The organism is Lysinibacillus sp. NPDC093197 (assembly GCF_044754025.1).
In the GTDB taxonomy this organism is placed as follows: Bacteria; Bacillota; Bacilli; order Bacillales_A; family Planococcaceae; genus Lysinibacillus.
Map to the genome: position 1 here is coordinate 1 of NZ_JBIVOH010000002.1, position 15298 is coordinate 15298.

Annotated in this window: 18 protein-coding genes; 3 read left to right on the top strand and 15 right to left on the bottom strand. The window is 30.3% G+C overall.

Going from position 1 to position 15298, the window contains the following annotated elements; translation table 11 throughout:
- Positions 1–175: 175 nt before the first annotated feature.
- The 3 genes from tsaA to ACIP9G_RS05890 all read right to left on the bottom strand — a co-directional run bounded on the left by tsaA (position 176) and on the right by ACIP9G_RS05890 (position 2419).
- Positions 176–637, bottom strand: coding sequence for a tRNA (N6-threonylcarbamoyladenosine(37)-N6)-methyltransferase TrmO (gene tsaA, locus ACIP9G_RS05880; protein WP_401018204.1), 462 nt, complete (start codon positions 635–637; stop codon positions 176–178).
- Between the two features lie 94 nt (positions 638–731).
- The gene (locus tag ACIP9G_RS05885; RefSeq protein WP_401018207.1) at positions 732–1667 is read right to left on the bottom strand and encodes a PD-(D/E)XK nuclease family protein; all 936 of its coding nucleotides are present in this window, start codon (positions 1665–1667) and stop codon (positions 732–734) included.
- An 11-nt stretch (positions 1668–1678) separates the two neighbouring features.
- On the bottom strand, positions 1679–2419 hold the full coding sequence (locus tag ACIP9G_RS05890) for a sulfite exporter TauE/SafE family protein (protein ID WP_401011706.1): 741 nt from the start codon (positions 2417–2419) through the stop codon (positions 1679–1681).
- 90 nt (positions 2420–2509) lie between these two features.
- Between ACIP9G_RS05890 and ACIP9G_RS05895 the strand changes: the two genes are divergently transcribed.
- Entirely contained in the window at positions 2510–3013 is a 504-nt protein-coding gene (locus tag ACIP9G_RS05895) for a DUF1648 domain-containing protein (protein WP_401018210.1), read from the top strand.
- Between the two features lie 2671 nt (positions 3014–5684).
- Here the strand turns inward: ACIP9G_RS05895 and ACIP9G_RS05900 are convergent.
- Entirely contained in the window at positions 5685–5933 is a 249-nt protein-coding gene (locus ACIP9G_RS05900) for a hypothetical protein (protein WP_401018213.1), read from the bottom strand.
- 256 nt (positions 5934–6189) lie between these two features.
- Here ACIP9G_RS05900 and ACIP9G_RS05905 point away from each other — a divergent pair, with 256 nt between their 5' ends.
- Complete coding sequence (locus ACIP9G_RS05905; protein WP_172771304.1) at positions 6190–6384, top strand: hypothetical protein; 195 nt, start codon at positions 6190–6192, stop codon at positions 6382–6384.
- A 75-nt stretch (positions 6385–6459) separates the two neighbouring features.
- On the opposite strand, the gene ACIP9G_RS05910 is transcribed toward ACIP9G_RS05905, so the two are convergent.
- The 3 genes from ACIP9G_RS05910 to ACIP9G_RS05920 form a co-directional block, all read right to left on the bottom strand.
- Positions 6460–6834, bottom strand: a complete 375-nt coding sequence (locus tag ACIP9G_RS05910) for a hypothetical protein (protein WP_401018217.1) — start codon at positions 6832–6834, stop codon at positions 6460–6462.
- Between the two features lie 175 nt (positions 6835–7009).
- The gene (locus ACIP9G_RS05915; RefSeq protein WP_401018220.1) at positions 7010–7660 is read right to left on the bottom strand and encodes a hypothetical protein; all 651 of its coding nucleotides are present in this window, start codon (positions 7658–7660) and stop codon (positions 7010–7012) included.
- Positions 7661–7683: 23 nt separating this feature from the next.
- Positions 7684–8238, bottom strand: coding sequence for a hypothetical protein (locus ACIP9G_RS05920; protein WP_401018223.1), 555 nt, complete (start codon positions 8236–8238; stop codon positions 7684–7686).
- 270 nt (positions 8239–8508) lie between these two features.
- Between ACIP9G_RS05920 and ACIP9G_RS05925 the strand changes: the two genes are divergently transcribed.
- Entirely contained in the window at positions 8509–8982 is a 474-nt protein-coding gene (locus ACIP9G_RS05925; RefSeq protein ID WP_401018225.1) for a hypothetical protein, read from the top strand.
- 64 nt (positions 8983–9046) lie between these two features.
- On the opposite strand, the gene ACIP9G_RS05930 is transcribed toward ACIP9G_RS05925, so the two are convergent.
- The 8 genes from ACIP9G_RS05930 to ACIP9G_RS05965 form a co-directional block, all read right to left on the bottom strand.
- Positions 9047–9649 (bottom strand): ATP-binding cassette domain-containing protein, encoded by a 603-nt coding sequence (locus ACIP9G_RS05930; protein WP_401018228.1) that lies wholly within the window; start codon positions 9647–9649, stop codon positions 9047–9049.
- Positions 9650–9653: 4 nt separating this feature from the next.
- Positions 9654–10379, bottom strand: a complete 726-nt coding sequence (locus ACIP9G_RS05935) for a hypothetical protein (RefSeq protein ID WP_401018231.1) — start codon at positions 10377–10379, stop codon at positions 9654–9656.
- The gene (locus ACIP9G_RS05940; protein WP_401018234.1) at positions 10376–11404 is read right to left on the bottom strand and encodes a YcaO-like family protein; all 1029 of its coding nucleotides are present in this window, start codon (positions 11402–11404) and stop codon (positions 10376–10378) included. The genes ACIP9G_RS05935 and ACIP9G_RS05940 overlap by 4 nt, the downstream gene beginning before the upstream one ends.
- Before the next feature lie 96 nt (positions 11405–11500).
- The gene (locus ACIP9G_RS05945) at positions 11501–12133 is read right to left on the bottom strand and encodes a hypothetical protein (protein ID WP_401018237.1); all 633 of its coding nucleotides are present in this window, start codon (positions 12131–12133) and stop codon (positions 11501–11503) included.
- A complete protein-coding gene (locus tag ACIP9G_RS05950) occupies positions 12126–12971 on the bottom strand; it encodes an McbB family protein (RefSeq protein ID WP_401018240.1) in 846 nt (281 codons plus the stop codon). Before ACIP9G_RS05950 ends, ACIP9G_RS05945 begins: the two co-directional genes overlap by 8 nt.
- 80 nt (positions 12972–13051) lie before the next feature.
- Entirely contained in the window at positions 13052–13219 is a 168-nt protein-coding gene (locus tag ACIP9G_RS05955) for a hypothetical protein (protein ID WP_401018243.1), read from the bottom strand.
- Positions 13220–13961: 742 nt separating this feature from the next.
- Positions 13962–14132 carry a hypothetical protein gene (locus ACIP9G_RS05960; RefSeq protein ID WP_401018245.1) on the bottom strand — a complete coding sequence of 57 codons (171 nt, stop codon included), beginning with the start codon at positions 14130–14132 and terminating at the stop codon, positions 13962–13964.
- A gap of 401 nt (positions 14133–14533) precedes the next feature.
- The gene (locus tag ACIP9G_RS05965; RefSeq protein WP_401018247.1) at positions 14534–15169 is read right to left on the bottom strand and encodes a response regulator transcription factor; all 636 of its coding nucleotides are present in this window, start codon (positions 15167–15169) and stop codon (positions 14534–14536) included.
- Positions 15170–15298 lie beyond the last annotated feature (129 nt).

Consider the following 15298-nt stretch of genomic DNA (forward strand, 5'->3'; position numbering starts at 1 on the left):
GGCAAAATTAAAACTGAGTCCGGTACAATACCGAACTCAGTTTACCCAAGCTGCCTAAATGAAAAAACCGTGTCTAACTTTTAGGGGTCACTTCAAACAATTGGGGGGCAGTTCATCACGGAGTGGTCTTTTTCCAATAATACAAAATAGGTAAATTACGTTAGAAAAAATCAATTTAATCCCAATATTTATCCATTAATGACGTTGACCAATTTGGCTGTTTCACATCGCCTTTTGGTAAGAACTCTTTCATTACAGGTTTAATATCAATAATAGGTGTTCCGTCTATCGCATCTAATCCTTTAACAATTAATGTTCTTTGTTTTATATCTATTAGTTCTACAATAGTTACCCCCAATTTATTGGGTCTATTTTTTCCTCTTTGTGCAAAAATGCCAACCTCGGGATAATTTTTATTGTTTCTAGGATGTCTTGCATCGTACTGAATTTTTTCATCAGCAACCTTATCAAAATAAAAAATGATTTCCAAGTGAGAAAACTCGTCAACACCCTTTAAAGACGATTCATTAAAATGTTCTGTAAGTTCAATTGTTGATATTATTGAACCCCAATTATCATCCTCAATTTCTTTTCTATTATTATTTACAATCGCTACTGGCTGTATAGAGTATTGCATAGTTAACTCTCCTCCCATTAGACTTTATTTTGATAATTTCCACAAAAAAATCATGTCGATGATTAATGATTGGTCACTTGCTTAGTTTTCCAACTTATTTGTTGGAACATAGCTCTTTAAAATTACATCTCAAACAGCGCCATTTATCTTGTGTTTGCTCAAAATCTTCAAGGTCTACTGGCTCGTTTAAAAGGATATCGGCTTGAAACTTTTTCATTTCTAAAACACTGTGTCGAAATGTATGTAAAATATTGTCCATATCGAACGATGTAAACATATATTGTTTGCGTTCCCCTGTCACTAAATATTCATTATAAACTTCGATTTTTTCTAATGAAACACCGTATTTTTGTTGGATATAATAAGCATAAAGTGCTAATTGCTGACGATCATCGTCTGATTGACCACCTGTTTTCCAGTCAATAATAATCCATTTATCTTCTATATCATCGTAATAATGAAAGTCCATCACGACAAAAACTTGTGTATCCTCAATTTTCATCGAGCGAAACTGTTCGGGCTCACCAATTCTTAATGATCCTGTATGAGCAGTAATTTGTAAAAACGTCTCACTTAGAAGAAAGTTCGTAAACACCGCTTCCATTCGATTTTTATAATCTGTAATTAACTCAGCATTTAGCTTTCCCTCATAATAGATTTCCTGCATCATGTAAAACTTGTTAGGTTTATGTCTCCATAAATCCACATGGCGAGTCGAATCAATAAAGGCAGCATTTAGTTGGCCACGCGCACGATTTACAAGCTCTGACACAGATGGTACTGTCTTCGTTTGCAAATAATCGATAATTGTTTGCTCGATTAATCGATGGACAATTTGCCCAAATAATATAGGCATCGCTTGCAGCTTTTTTAAGCGATACACATGCTGGTGAAATGGTTCCACCTGATGGCTCAGCCATCCATTATGAGAAAAATAGTATTCATAGCCATATTTTCTGGCGCAGCTTGTTAATGTTTTATGGCGTGAAAGTGACCACGAAAATGTTGGAAAAGGTGAAATTTCAAACATGCGAACCCTCCTTATAACTGTTGGAAGAAATCATAAACAAGTTGTAGAATAAGCACTATTGTCACAACACGTAACAGTATCTTTACTTGATTTGCCTTTACCTTTCTTGCAAGGACAATGCCAATTTGTGCACCAATAATGGATCCAAGCATTAAAACGATTGTGAGCGGCCATTCTATTTTTCCAGTGGCAATATACGTAATGGCTGCCCCTGAGCACATCGCAAAAACACCAACACGAGACAAGCCTACAGCTTTTATATAGGAAAGTTTTTCATGCGCATACGTATACAGCGCCAATGTACTACTACCAGGACCAAATAAGCCATCATAAAATCCTACGCCCAGCAAAATGGGACCATTTTTCCTAGTCATTTTAAATCTTTCTACATCACCAAAATCTGCCCCACCTATAAAGGACATGATGAGTGCGAAGCCAAGTAAAATAATAGCAATAAGCGTTAACGTCTGGCCGCTCATAAAGGAAGCAAAGAGCCCACCCAAAGTTCCACCAATCAAAGATACAAGCAGAACTGAACGCATTTCCGCCCAAGACAATTCCTTTCTTCTAAAAATCGTATAAAAGCTAGAAAAAGCACTTACCATATTGGAAACTTTATTCGCTCCAATTGCTGAGTGAACCGGTACACCCATCAACATCATTGTTGGTAATGTGATTAATCCACCACCGCCAACTAATGTGCCGATGACATTACCTGCAATACCGATTACTAAAAATAAAACGTATTCCATCTAATCCTTCTTTCTAACCACTTGATATCAATCTTATGTTACAGTATAACAGAATCCTATTTTGAAAGAAGACAATATCGAGGTGATCTTATGCATGCACAACAAAAAACACCTACTCCAAAGCTGTGTAAACAACTAACAATAATTGTGGCAACCATTTTTACAGCTGGCATTACCGCAACTTTGATTCAATATCGAAAGCTCCCCTCCTCCATTCCAGTTTTACAAAGCTTTACGACGGACCATGCACAGTTCGGGCCTAAAATCGCTATCTTTTATTTACCATTTGTAGCGTTAATGCTCTTTTTACTTTTGCATTACTTGGAAATAAAAGCGGCTTATCCATTAGTACGTAAACATAAGCCTACCTTATCTCATATTGAGCGACAAAATGGGATAATCACCTTCTGTCTTATGAAAAACAGTATTTTGCTGTATTTTACATATTCACTTTTCAATGATTTATCAGTGGCAATGGGACACAATCGTATTTTACAACAATGGCATGCTTATGGATTTCTTGCCTTGTTATTCATCATCTTCATAGCGGGTATCATCCGCGGACTATACCTCCAACCTAAAGCAAAAAGCTAGCTGCACAATCACCTTTGTGCAACTAGCTTTTTCTTATGATAAAACACTGACAAATCGCTTAGTAATGCTTCTCTTTCATCATCAACTATTGGCAAAAAACTAATACAATTTCCCCGCGAACCGATTGACCGAGAACGATTCTCAATGATAAAATTTTAGTAAATAAACCATAATATGACAAAGGAGGACGACTTAAATCGAGTTGGGGAACAAGTATTGCCAATGCAGCTAAAAAAACGGCTAATGATCAGATATGGCCAGTTACAACTATTGCTAGTGCGGTAGTTTGTGGAATATCAGATGCAAAAATAGCTAGAGAAACAGCCAATCAAAACAAAGCAAATGTACACGTTAAAAATGTTGCTAAAACTGTTGTTTCAAAAGCAGTAAAAACAACTGGTATTGGTTTAGGAGTAACACTTGGCGTAAACGGCGCAAACAACAGCGCATATTATCACAATCGAATGGATAAGTCCTGAAGAAACGTATTATATAATGGACAACCTTTTACGATTCGAAAAAGGCGCAACTAAAGTGCAGGCAAATCCTCATTTACGAATCGCCCCTTCTACTATGAAACTAGGTATTTGGCACATAAGGATTTTAATTAGTAACATTCTCGTGCAAAAAGTACAATTCAAGTTATCAAACATTTCGTACTTCAAGGAAAGTTGGTGAAGTATTATGTGGTATTATCAATCGCTCGCACATTTTTTGTACTTTACGCTAATTATTTTTATTCCTTCATTTGTAAGGGGTTCTCCTTACAAGGAGACCCCAAAGTCTTCTTATACAAGAAGATTACTAGCCTCTATGGTAGTGGCTCTTATCATGACATGTATTGTTACTCTTTTAGATATAAGATTTCCTTTTGGATTTGATTAGACTTTTCTTTACTTCGTGTGAATGGTAAATAGACTATACTATATTTGCTCCATTCCCTTTTAATAGGGAATGGAGCATAGCAACTGAACCTACTACCTTCTTATCTTCTTATGCTGGAATACAATTTACTATTTCATTCTTAATAGAGAGTTGGTGACGATTCAAGTGGTATTATCAATCGCTCGCATATTTTTTGTACTTTACGCTAATTATTTTTGTATCTTTGTTTGTAACGGGTTCTCCTTACAAGGAAACACCAAAATCCTCCTATACAAGAAGATTACTAACGACAATGGTATGGGCTCTTTTCTTAACATGTATTGTTACACTTTTGGATATAAGATTTCCTTTTGGATTTGATTAGTACTTCTATTACTAATGAAGTTCGGTGGATAGGCATTCACTCATATATGAACCTCTTCTATTTAAATTAAATGACTCTTCCTCAAAATATTCAGGAGGTGTTTTCCATTAAAGATAATACAAAAAAAGATAAAGCATTAATCGCATCTGGCTTTTTCTTTATCGTTTTTTTCGTTAAGTTAATACAGGATTTTGATGTTATAAATCTACAAGATTTACTTGCATATACTCTTTTTGCTGCAATAGCTACTGGGATATTTTTTATTTTAAAGTACCCATTTAATAGCAAATAATTTTTATTAAATACATTAAACTGGAGTGATATTATGATAAAAAATAGTCCATATACATTATTTAAAGGAACTATGGTCGTTGTTATTGTAATGTTTTCTATTCTTGGTGTATTTACAGAATAAACGGTTGCGAACGAATACCCAGATGACGAAGAGGTTCTCGCTTTGATTGAGGAATCTCTAAAGTTAATTTATGAAAAAGGAATTGATACTGACACTCAAGGTAATTTTTAGGATATAATAAAGAAAAATTTGTAAACAGTTTAAAAAAATATGATAGTTATGAAGAGCTTATTCAAGCATTCGAAGATGAAAATTTAATCATAGATATTAATAAAGTAGATGTTTCTATCCAATCGAACTTTGGAACTAGTGCTGTTGCGTGTGAATGGCATTTAATGAGAACAATGCTGAATACAGAGCGGCACAAAAACAGCTGTCTTTCCAAAGGATTAAAAGCACATTTTGGTTTAGTTTCCTCAATTAGCACCTTAGCGAATTTAATATATGATAAAAAGTTCAAATTAGCTGCTTCACATATATTAAAGCTCTGTATTAAATCCAATATTGCTGGAGCAATTGCAACATTAGGGTATATTTAATATCAGTGTGCAAAAGAAATGAATAAGAAATTCCCTGGAAAAAGTAGTAACTGTGAATAATCAAAAAGTATACTTGGCTAGTTAGAGAAGGTGTTTAAAGTTAAAAATATAATAAAAAATAGATTAGTAGTAGCATCTTTATTTTTCTCTATAAGTATTTTCATCATGATAATTGTGAACACTGATGATATCAGTATATCAAACCTAATAAGTTCAATTATTTTTGGGGTATTTGTAGGTGTCATATTTTTCATTCTAAACTACCCATTTAAAAATAAGTAAGATGCACATTTTCAACTCATAAAATTCAAATCACATGCTCTTTATTAAGCGTTGAAAAGGTAGAATTAACATTTATTGTAAAGGAAGAGGCAGAATTAGATATTATCAAAGTATTTTCTGTATAGAACCACAATGTGCCTATCTAATCGTTGAAATAGTCTGGATTCTTTAAAATAAACCCAATTTTAACATCCCATATCAAAAGTCGATTGAATTCCAACATTTCGGACCAATCGACTTTATCGTTTATATCACATCGTTCACTTTCTTTTTATTGTGAGAAAAACTACTTTCAAAGTATAAATTCATTAATATAAGCCCTAAAGCAAAGGCAATAAGTCCTCCACTAATAAATGAAAGTAACAGTTTATAAAATAAACCAAAATCAGCTGTATATTGATAATAATCTAATATTAAAAAAATAGCGATTGTGCCAATAATTGAAGTAACACTAGAAATACAATAAGCCCAGATGAATTGTTTTCTGCTGTACAAAATACTTTCCACTTCCTTTCGATGTGCTTGTATATATTAGAATGAGAAAAATCAAATGAAAATATGCATATTTTAAACATTTATTTGTAAATTATCACAGAGCTTTTCTTTATTAATTTATACCCCAGAAATAGATTTCTTAGCCATGTATGTTACGAGGCTAAAATTCCGTATTGTACTGAGTTTCACAAATTACGGAAAATAGATTATACTGGAACTAACTATTAACAATCATATTCAAAAAGGGGAATCTCCTATGACAGAAAATAATCAGACTGAAGCACCAAAAAAGAAAATGACTCTGCAAGAAGCAGTAAAGCAACAGCTTGAAAACAAAAAGAACAAAAACGCTACAACTAAGGGTAAAATGAATGGCGACACTTCAACAAAGAAAATGAAAAGCCAACAAACGAAAAAAACAAGTAATACACGTAGAAAAATGGGCGTTTAAGAACGGTTTAAAAAAATTCGTTTAACGCAAAAAAGCATTCAAGGAATCGTCAATTTCCCTTGAATGCTTTTTACTTTATTTAACTTCTTGGCGTAATGCTTGTAACTCTTCAAATGATAAGTTAGTTAAATCCATAATCTCTTTATCACTATTCCCTTTTAAAATCATCTTTTTCGCAATGCTTTCTATCCCTTGTTTTATTCCTTTTTCTATTCCTTTTTCTATTCCTTCTTGTTCCGCGTAGTATTTTGCATCTTCAATTTTAGCCTCTTCATCTAGCAAATACTTGACCCGTGATTGGTAAGCGATAATATTATCTGGATCTTGACTAATTTCTTCCCATGCTTGAAGTGCTTTACGTATGTTTTCATCTGTCATCGCTATTTCTTCCAATGCTCTATAAATATCCTCACGAACTATCTTTTTACCGTCATCTACCATACCAAACATCAGTAACCACCTCTCTATAATATCAATTTAGCATTATATCCACTTACTCCTGTTGCGCTTAGCATTATTACTGATAATCCTAATACTAATACTAATAAAGTTTTGTCATTCTTTTCATGAAGACTCCTCCTTATTAGCAAAAATTATTTATGGAGCTTCTATTAATATATAGTTATCATCTTATTGAAGAATGGCTATAAAATTCACTTTTTATTCTGTCTAAATATAAATTAGGATCTTCCCCATCCTCTTTCGGGTAACGCTCCAGTAAAACTGGCATTAATTTATCCCATAGCGTGTCCATAACATAAAAATCTCGATCAAAGTTATAATCTAAATCATAAAGAGATATACCCAATGCCTTAGCATAGCGCTCTTTTTCGGGCAACACGACATCCGCAACATTTGTAGCAATATATAGATTTACTTCCTCTTGGGTAATACTTACACCATAAATCTCTTCAGCAATTCGAATTGCGTCTATATATCTTGCTGTTTCCTCTATAGCGACTTTCTCCAAGTAAGCATTATCATGTTTCAAATTACTCATCTCATTATGGACTTTCAAGCGAAACTCAGCTTTTTTGTTATCCATCGTATTTTCTACTGACTGTGAATTTAAATTTACACTTTTTCCTAAAGATTTAGCTTGATTTTTAGTCACATCAGGCATTTCATTTAAAACCTTTGCAACAGCTGTTTCTAAATCAACACTAACATTATTTGTAACATTTTTTTCATTACCAAATACTATTTGCCTACTAAACGCTACTATAAAAAACAATGCGCAAACTGAAAAAATAATAATTCTATTTTTTTTTTGCACATCAAGCTCTCCTTTCTGAAATTTTATATAGGTTTCGTAAATGTTCTATCTCCACAAGCCAAACTAGCAGTGTCTTTTTCACATGTTATAACAAATGTTGTTGTTAAGTGAGCATTCTCACCTGTTTTGGCTACAATATTTTTAGTTGAACCTCCAGAACTTATTCTATAAGGATCACCTGGTAGAACATAACTGTATTTATTTCCCTGACTCCATTCCAAGGAAGAGACAGAACCAATCACATTTCCAGAAGCATTTCCTGTTCTATAGATAAAAGATGCATTAAAACCAAGAGAAATATTGGGATCCATAAATTTATTGGTATAGTAACTAGCGGTATATCCACTATAAGTAATTTCTGCTCTAGCAAGATAATTCTTATCAACATCAATGTTATAAGTATAAATTGTATTTGTTAATCCAGTCATTAAACTAAAGTGACGAATAGTACCGCTCCAAGTATCACTAACCCTTATTGCATTTGCAGTTACTGCTTCTCCTCCAAATAAAAACATAGCAACTAAAACAAATGATATTATTATATGTTTCATAAATACACCCCTTCCTTCTTTCATCAAACTCCAACTCTTCTAAACAATACAGTTATACTCTGCTATAGCACACTTATACTCGAGTTAATTAAATTTTATCTTGCAATAAACCGACATTTCAACCGACAAAATTTCAGTCGGTTACCGTCAAGATTGCTGTCGGTTATAGAAAATTTTTCTACTGAGTGGGCTGGAAAATTATTAAATAATTAGAAAATTAAGAAACTAATAACAAGACTTTTCGTCTGATTCTTTAAGGGGGGATTAAAAATTAATACGATAAGAAAATATCCGATTGTGTTAGTCTTTTTAAGTTTATTATCCTTAGCAGCTTGTACATCAAATGAAACAAATAATGAGGTATCGCTACCCGAAGGTATTCCTAATTTTGTTGAAGTAAGTGATTTTGAAAAGATCGACTGGGATAAAAAAGCGGTGACTTTCAATAACAATATTATTGGAAATGAAAATAAGTCAGGTGTTATTGGTGCTGACGCGCCAAGCTTAAATGTTCAAAAATGGATGTGGCATCTTTGGGGAATTGAAAATCCTACAAAAACAAAGTTAACGGTAGTAGGTTATCACAAAAAAACAGGGACAATTCATCAAATCTTAACGACTGGCTGGACAATTGACCTTGGAGGGGCAAATAATGGAGCAGATGCCCATGCCCCATCAGGCGTTAAAATACCAGAAAAAGGACAATGGGCGATACTGCTTTATGCAAACGAAAAGTTATTTGATATTTTAATTTATGACATCAATGAATAAGGGAATTTTTCAATAGCAATTGTAAAACCCGCTACAGAAATGAAATCTGAGTGGGTTTATTTACTTATGTAAAGCGTGATAATGGAACTTTTACCTTCTCAAAATCTATAATATGATCGACCATCTCTTCCATGTAATCATAATATTCATGGTTTGTGAAAATAATATTTTTATTATCTTTTTTTAATTTACGCATTATATCAATAATGATATTTTTCATTTCTTTGTCTAAAAAAGCAAATGGTTCGTCTAGTACATACCACTCTCTTTTTAATGAGAAAATAGCGAGTATATAAATTGCCCTTCGTTCACCTCCTGATAACATGCCTAATTTTGTATTTTTTAATTTTTCTATTTTAAAAGGAAAAGCATTTTGTTCTAGAAAAAAATAAAAATTATTTTTATCTTCTCCACATAAATCATAGATAAAATTTATAAATTCTTTTACTTTTAATCGATTATAAAATGAAAAATTTTGCCTCATATAAATAACATTGTTATTACCTGTTATTGCGTTAACCGGATATTTTCTAATTTTGCATAGATAATCTAAAAAGAATGTTTTGCCCGTACCATTTTGTCCAGTAATATAAGTAATGCCATTCATTATTTTTAAAGTGACTTTTGAATTGATTTCTTTTATCAATAGTTCATTTACACAAATCATTTAATCACCTATTTTCAATAGAAATTGGTTTGAATAAAATTATACTTGGTAAACTAAGAAGAGCGAGTAGGATGAGTATACAAAGCGATCCTAAAGGGATTATACCTTGTAATAAATTAAGTTGAACTTGTGCAATTTTGTATAAAGGATTATAGTGATTGAGGTTATTTGAAAAACCAATCGTTATAAACATTGAAAAAACAATTATATTACAAATTGAAGTAATAGATGTACTATACAAGCTTTTAATGTAGGTAAAGTTATAAGAAATAAAAGCCAATGGAATACAAATAATTAAGCTTAATGAACCATAAAAACATAAAATGATAAAATTAAAGCTTAATAATATGGAAGCAAGCAGATTGAAAAGTATCATACAGATTAAACCATAAACGATTTGAGTTAAGAGGCATCCTAAAAAGAACTGGAAATTTATCCATTTAATTGAGTAAATAAATATTAATATACCAGAATCCTTTTCACTTAAAGCATATAATCCAACACCATATACAAATGATGTAAAAAAAATATATACCCACCAGTATACTAAAACACTTGAATTTTGAATGTTATTTATATTGAATAATAAGGTAATAGTTGGTAGAATTAATCCCCATATTAAAGAAATCTTATCTTTCAGTAATAATGTTAAATTTAATTTCAGGATCGCATTTGCTTGCTGCATAAAATCACCTTCTCCGTCAAAAATCTTGGTAACTAATAATTTCAAGGAAATGGTATCCAATCTATATTATAATCTAGCCTTTTCCCTATAATTTTAGAAACATTATCTATATTTTCTTTAGTGTATAAAGAGGGATTTAAATGTGGAAACCAATTTGTATCGAAAACTTTTACTATTTTTAAATGTGGAATTTTTCTATGGCTTGGGAACATGCTAATCATAGGGTTCATCTTTAGATTAATGTTGCACCAATCCAATAATTCTAAAAATTCAGAATTTAATTGCGCAACAGTTTGCCGAATAATAGTTGACTCTGTCTCTAATAAATAATGATATAATTTCCTAAACTGTGGTATGGTTATCGAATCAAATTTTTTATGATATAAGTCTTTTTGTTCTATATCATCATTTTTGTCAAAATCAATTTCACATTCTTTAGTATGTTTTGTTGCAAAGTATTGTAAAGCTTCAATTTGACTTTTCTTTATTGCTTCCTCTAAAATAAACGAAGTTCCAAGACCTGTACATTTATTTACTTTTCCTATACCTAATGTTAAAATCACAAAAACTTTTGGTGACAAAGAAATATTATAGTAATAAACATTATCAACATAATTCAATAAATAAGTGTTAAAACTATGAAATTTACTTATATTGATCGAATCTTCCGGAGTTTTTGTAAGATAATTAACAATTAAACTTTGTCTCTCGAAAAATTCCAAAAATGCATTTTTTATTACAGCATACGAACTTGTATGTGCTGCCATACCACAAGAATCAACAAATTTATCTTTTGCAATTAATTTATTTTTAGCAACACTTTTCTTTTCTCCATTTAGTAAACTGTTTGAAAACTTATAATCTATTTTGGAATCATTATTATTAATTAATATTTCTCTTTCAAAAAATTCTCCTAATACTTTTTGAATATTTTTTCTTCTATTCTTAAAACCTACTTCGTATGCCTTAACTTCCATTTTATCCTCTCTAATCATAAAATTATTAAAATGGTGATTTAAAAAGACCCCCCTATCAGAAAAATACCTTGTTGAATTCAATAAAAACCCCATATTTATATCAACTCCGATCAAATTTGTTTTAAAATATTAGACTAGTAATGCAATCGAACGATATAACTATAATATAGTTATATATTATCTAATTTCCTAAATAATTATTTCATTATTCCCTAACAATATACATATTCTTGAATTTAAATTAACATCTTTTGTAAACCTTTGACTGTACATGTATATATTAAATTCTTTACATTTTATAGAAAATAAATTTTCTAAATATATTCCAAAAAGAGTTTGTACCTTAGAGACATACTTTGTCCCTTCTAATACAATTGCTTGTCCAAATAAAGCAATAGCAGACTCTAAATCTAAAAACCAATGTATAGAAATGGGAGGATTGTATTTTATTCTTTTAGAGGTAAATTTCATAGTTAACAATAAATTTTTTTGTTTTAAATCAAACATATATGCTCCAGGATTCAAATCATTAATAGTTGTATTTATTACCAATACAGGAATGAAAATTACATATTCAATTTCATTGACTATTTTCTCTAAAACTATGGCTATATTATTGATAAAATATGGTAGACTATCTAAAATTATTTTTTTATGAAATATTTCCGGCTTTTTCATTCTATCCAACTCAAATAAATTAATAATTTCTGTAGTATTCGAATTATAAGTTTTAAGTGTTGAATATTGAAATATTTTAGAAATTTGGTACTCGATATTTTTATCAATATATATATTTTTATATTTGTTCCAATAATTACTCATAACAATCACACATCTCCCAATAATAAGAAAAATCAGTATTTACATAATAATCTTTTAAAGATATTCTATAAACTTTATCTATTTTTAATTCAATTTTTTCATTTGTTATATCCCTTAAAATAATGTTCATCAAAGGAAGATAATCTCTTTCAGAAATCAAGCCATCATATTCAAACTCTATATTTTCTTTGTAAATCAGGTCAATCATCATTTGGAAATTGGGATTATTATACCCATTTATATTTCCTCTTAATTGGGCTTCTAGACTATCAAAAAAACATAATGGACATGGATTATTCCACTTTTTCGAATAATAATTAGAAATATAAATTGAATTATTATATGGGAAAATTACTTTGTATACTAAATTTTCATATTCTTTTAATTTTTCAACTACTCCTTTCAAGTTTTTTAGATTAAATGGATTAAATAATATAAACAATATCCCTATTTCATTAAGTTTCTTTTCATCTTCTAAAGTATTTAAAACAATCATTTCATCAAATACCATCCTAAAGAGATATTCAACTTCATTTTTTTTATCATTTGAATATATAGCTATATTTGAAAAGTCTAAATCTTTTTTCACCTTCGTTTTAAAAATATCATTATCACATAAAAAGCTAATTACTCTATCTGAAAACTCCTTATTTTCTTCAAAAAAATTATAAATTTCAAATTTAGATATACAAGATAATTCATTCTCTTCTAAAAAAGACAAAAAGCTAATTAATGGATTACTCTTAATAATCATTGAATTACTTTTAGTTTGTACAATATGTTGCTTCTCTTTTTCTTTATTTATTGAATACAGTAAATAAGGATTAATTTCATACATTCTTATCTCTCCTTTGTAAGAAAATAAAAATATCTAATGTAATACATTAGATATTTTTATTTTAATGCAATATCGCGCTATCAACTTGATGAGCTGCTATTCATACAACAACAACAGCAGCAACAGCAACCGCCCCCTCCACCGGTCTTATCAGGTTTTTTTAAATAGTTTGAAGACAAAGAAATACCTAGTTCTTGATTTAAATCAAAATCGAATTTTCGTTTTAAGTTTTTTTCTATATATTCCATAAATACAACCTCCTTATTTTGTAATAGATAACCGTTTTTTTCAGTCTAAATTAATCTTTTGGCATAAAATTAAAAACTCACTATAAAAATTAATTTTCTACATAATCAGAAATAAACTTCAGATTTTCTTTAACAGATCTTTAATTATTAGAATTATCAGTTAATTATATAGAGATTAATTTATCTTAATTATTTAATCTGCATTTGTTTATTAATTTGAGGTTTTAGTTTTCTTATTCAAACATGTGTTGCTATAAAATGCAGTCACGTAACACAAAAAATATCAACTCTGCCACAAGATATCCCTGTATGATACTTGAGCATTAAATATTCTAATTAATCAATTCTGAAAACCTTAGAACTTTTAATCTAAAATTTGCTATATATAGCATACTTGCACTCGAGTTAATTTAATCATACCCCCTCACCAACCGATATTTCAACCGACAAAATTTCTGTCGGTTACCGTCAAAATCATCGTCGGTTATAGTCAATTAACTCACTGATATTTACTTTTGAAATAAAAGTACTAGCCGATTCACTTTTTCGGGAGCAAACGTTATTATAAAACTAGAATGAATAATCATCAGAAAAATAAGAAAATAATAATATAATTTTTCGTCTGATTCTTTAAGGGGGAGGTAAAATTAATAGGATTAGAAAGTTAATACTGTGAAAAGTAATAACAAAAATAACAGCCCACTTAAATTAAGAAGTGGGCTTGTAAAAATTTTATTATTAATTACCTAGCTAAATTCATTCTGTTTTTGAAAAGAATTATTAAAATAACTGTTGTACTAATAATTATACCAGCGTAAGGAAAAATCAAAGGTAGTTGAATAATATTAAGCAAAGTTAAGCCCACTAAAAGCCCACAAATCATTAATAACAATGAGAAAATATTTTTAATCATTTTAAATTAAACCCCCTTTCTGGATAATGTTTATCATAAATGCTCTAACTTTAAAAGCGCAGTAAGCGACTACTCCTTCAGAGCTAATCCTGCTCCTAACAAGCAAGGTATACAATCGAGTTTTTTATTTCCTTAAATATTATTTGCTATAGCACATCTCTAATCGAGTTATTTAAATCATAAATCCTCAACTACAGACATTTCAACTGACAATATTTTTGTCGGTACCGTCAAAAATATTGTCGGTTACATAATTATTTCTATTGAGATTTAGACCATAGATTTTTAAAGAGTCGGTTTTAATGGATTATTTTCTTTTTCGATTGATTCGGGCGTTATGATTCTTCATTATCGTATAAAACCATATAAAAAAAAGTGCCGATTATTTATCGACACTTCTCTCATTCACCTTTATATTCATCAATCAATTGTTTTTCTTTCGCAACCTTAACTGCCTCTATTCTTGAAGAAACGCCTAACAGGCTAAAGAGCTGAGATAAATGGCGTTCTACCGTTCGTACAGAAACATTGAGTGTTGCTGCAATTTTCTTATTTGGATAGCCTTTTATTAGCATCTGAATTAACTGTTTTTCTTTATGGCTTAGCTTTAAGTTAGAAAATCTATCATGCATTTTTTCATTAATATAATCTAAAAAACCCGCTGGAACTACAATCTTTCCTTGAACACTTAAACGAATTGTTGAGATGAGTAACTCAATGGAAGCGTTTTTTGAAACAATACCATTCACTTTTTTTTCAAATAGTAGCGAATAATAGAAGCTAATCTTATCACTTGTATATACAATGACAATCGCATGGGGCTGATTTTCTTTTATTTTAGTCACTAGCTCTAAGTCGTTCGTTATCGCCATATTTGCGTCAATTAAATATACACTGAATTCTTCCTTTTGCATTCTACACAAAATATTATGAGGATCCTTCTCTGTTTCCAGTTTAAAATCTTCTATTTCCCTTAACAGCATCTTTAATCCTTTTAAAACAATTGGATGATCATCCACAACTAAAATTGAAATCAATCGCATCCCTTCCTTCGAATTAGATTCATTTTAAGTTGCGACATCTTATATTATCTATTAAATTACAGAGAGTTACCCCCATCTAAAGTTGATAAAAGGGATAAACTCATAAATAATAGCAAGATACTA

Excerpts from the sequence above, each read along its gene's own strand:
- ACIP9G_RS05910 (WP_401018217.1), bottom strand. The coding sequence starts at position 6,834 with ATGTTTGGTATGGTAGATGACGGTAAAAAGATAGTTCGTGAGGATATT.
- ACIP9G_RS05930 (WP_401018228.1), bottom strand. The coding sequence starts at position 9,649 with ATGATTTGTGTAAATGAACTATTGATAAAAGAAATCAATTCAAAAGTC.
- ACIP9G_RS05950 (WP_401018240.1), bottom strand. The coding sequence starts at position 12,971 with ATGTATGAAATTAATCCTTATTTACTGTATTCAATAAATAAAGAAAAA.
- ACIP9G_RS05885 (WP_401018207.1), bottom strand. The coding sequence starts at position 1,667 with ATGTTTGAAATTTCACCTTTTCCAACATTTTCGTGGTCACTTTCACGC.
- ACIP9G_RS05955 (WP_401018243.1), bottom strand. The coding sequence starts at position 13,219 with ATGGAATATATAGAAAAAAACTTAAAACGAAAATTCGATTTTGATTTA.
- ACIP9G_RS05940 (WP_401018234.1), bottom strand. The coding sequence starts at position 11,404 with ATGGGGTTTTTATTGAATTCAACAAGGTATTTTTCTGATAGGGGGGTC.
- ACIP9G_RS05960 (WP_401018245.1), bottom strand. The coding sequence starts at position 14,132 with ATGATTAAAAATATTTTCTCATTGTTATTAATGATTTGTGGGCTTTTA.
- ACIP9G_RS05890 (WP_401011706.1), bottom strand. The coding sequence starts at position 2,419 with ATGGAATACGTTTTATTTTTAGTAATCGGTATTGCAGGTAATGTCATC.
- ACIP9G_RS05945 (WP_401018237.1), bottom strand. The coding sequence starts at position 12,133 with ATGAGTAATTATTGGAACAAATATAAAAATATATATATTGATAAAAAT.
- ACIP9G_RS05895 (WP_401018210.1), top strand. The coding sequence starts at position 2,510 with ATGCATGCACAACAAAAAACACCTACTCCAAAGCTGTGTAAACAACTA.
- tsaA (WP_401018204.1), bottom strand. The coding sequence starts at position 637 with ATGCAATACTCTATACAGCCAGTAGCGATTGTAAATAATAATAGAAAA.
- ACIP9G_RS05905 (WP_172771304.1), top strand. The coding sequence starts at position 6,190 with ATGACAGAAAATAATCAGACTGAAGCACCAAAAAAGAAAATGACTCTG.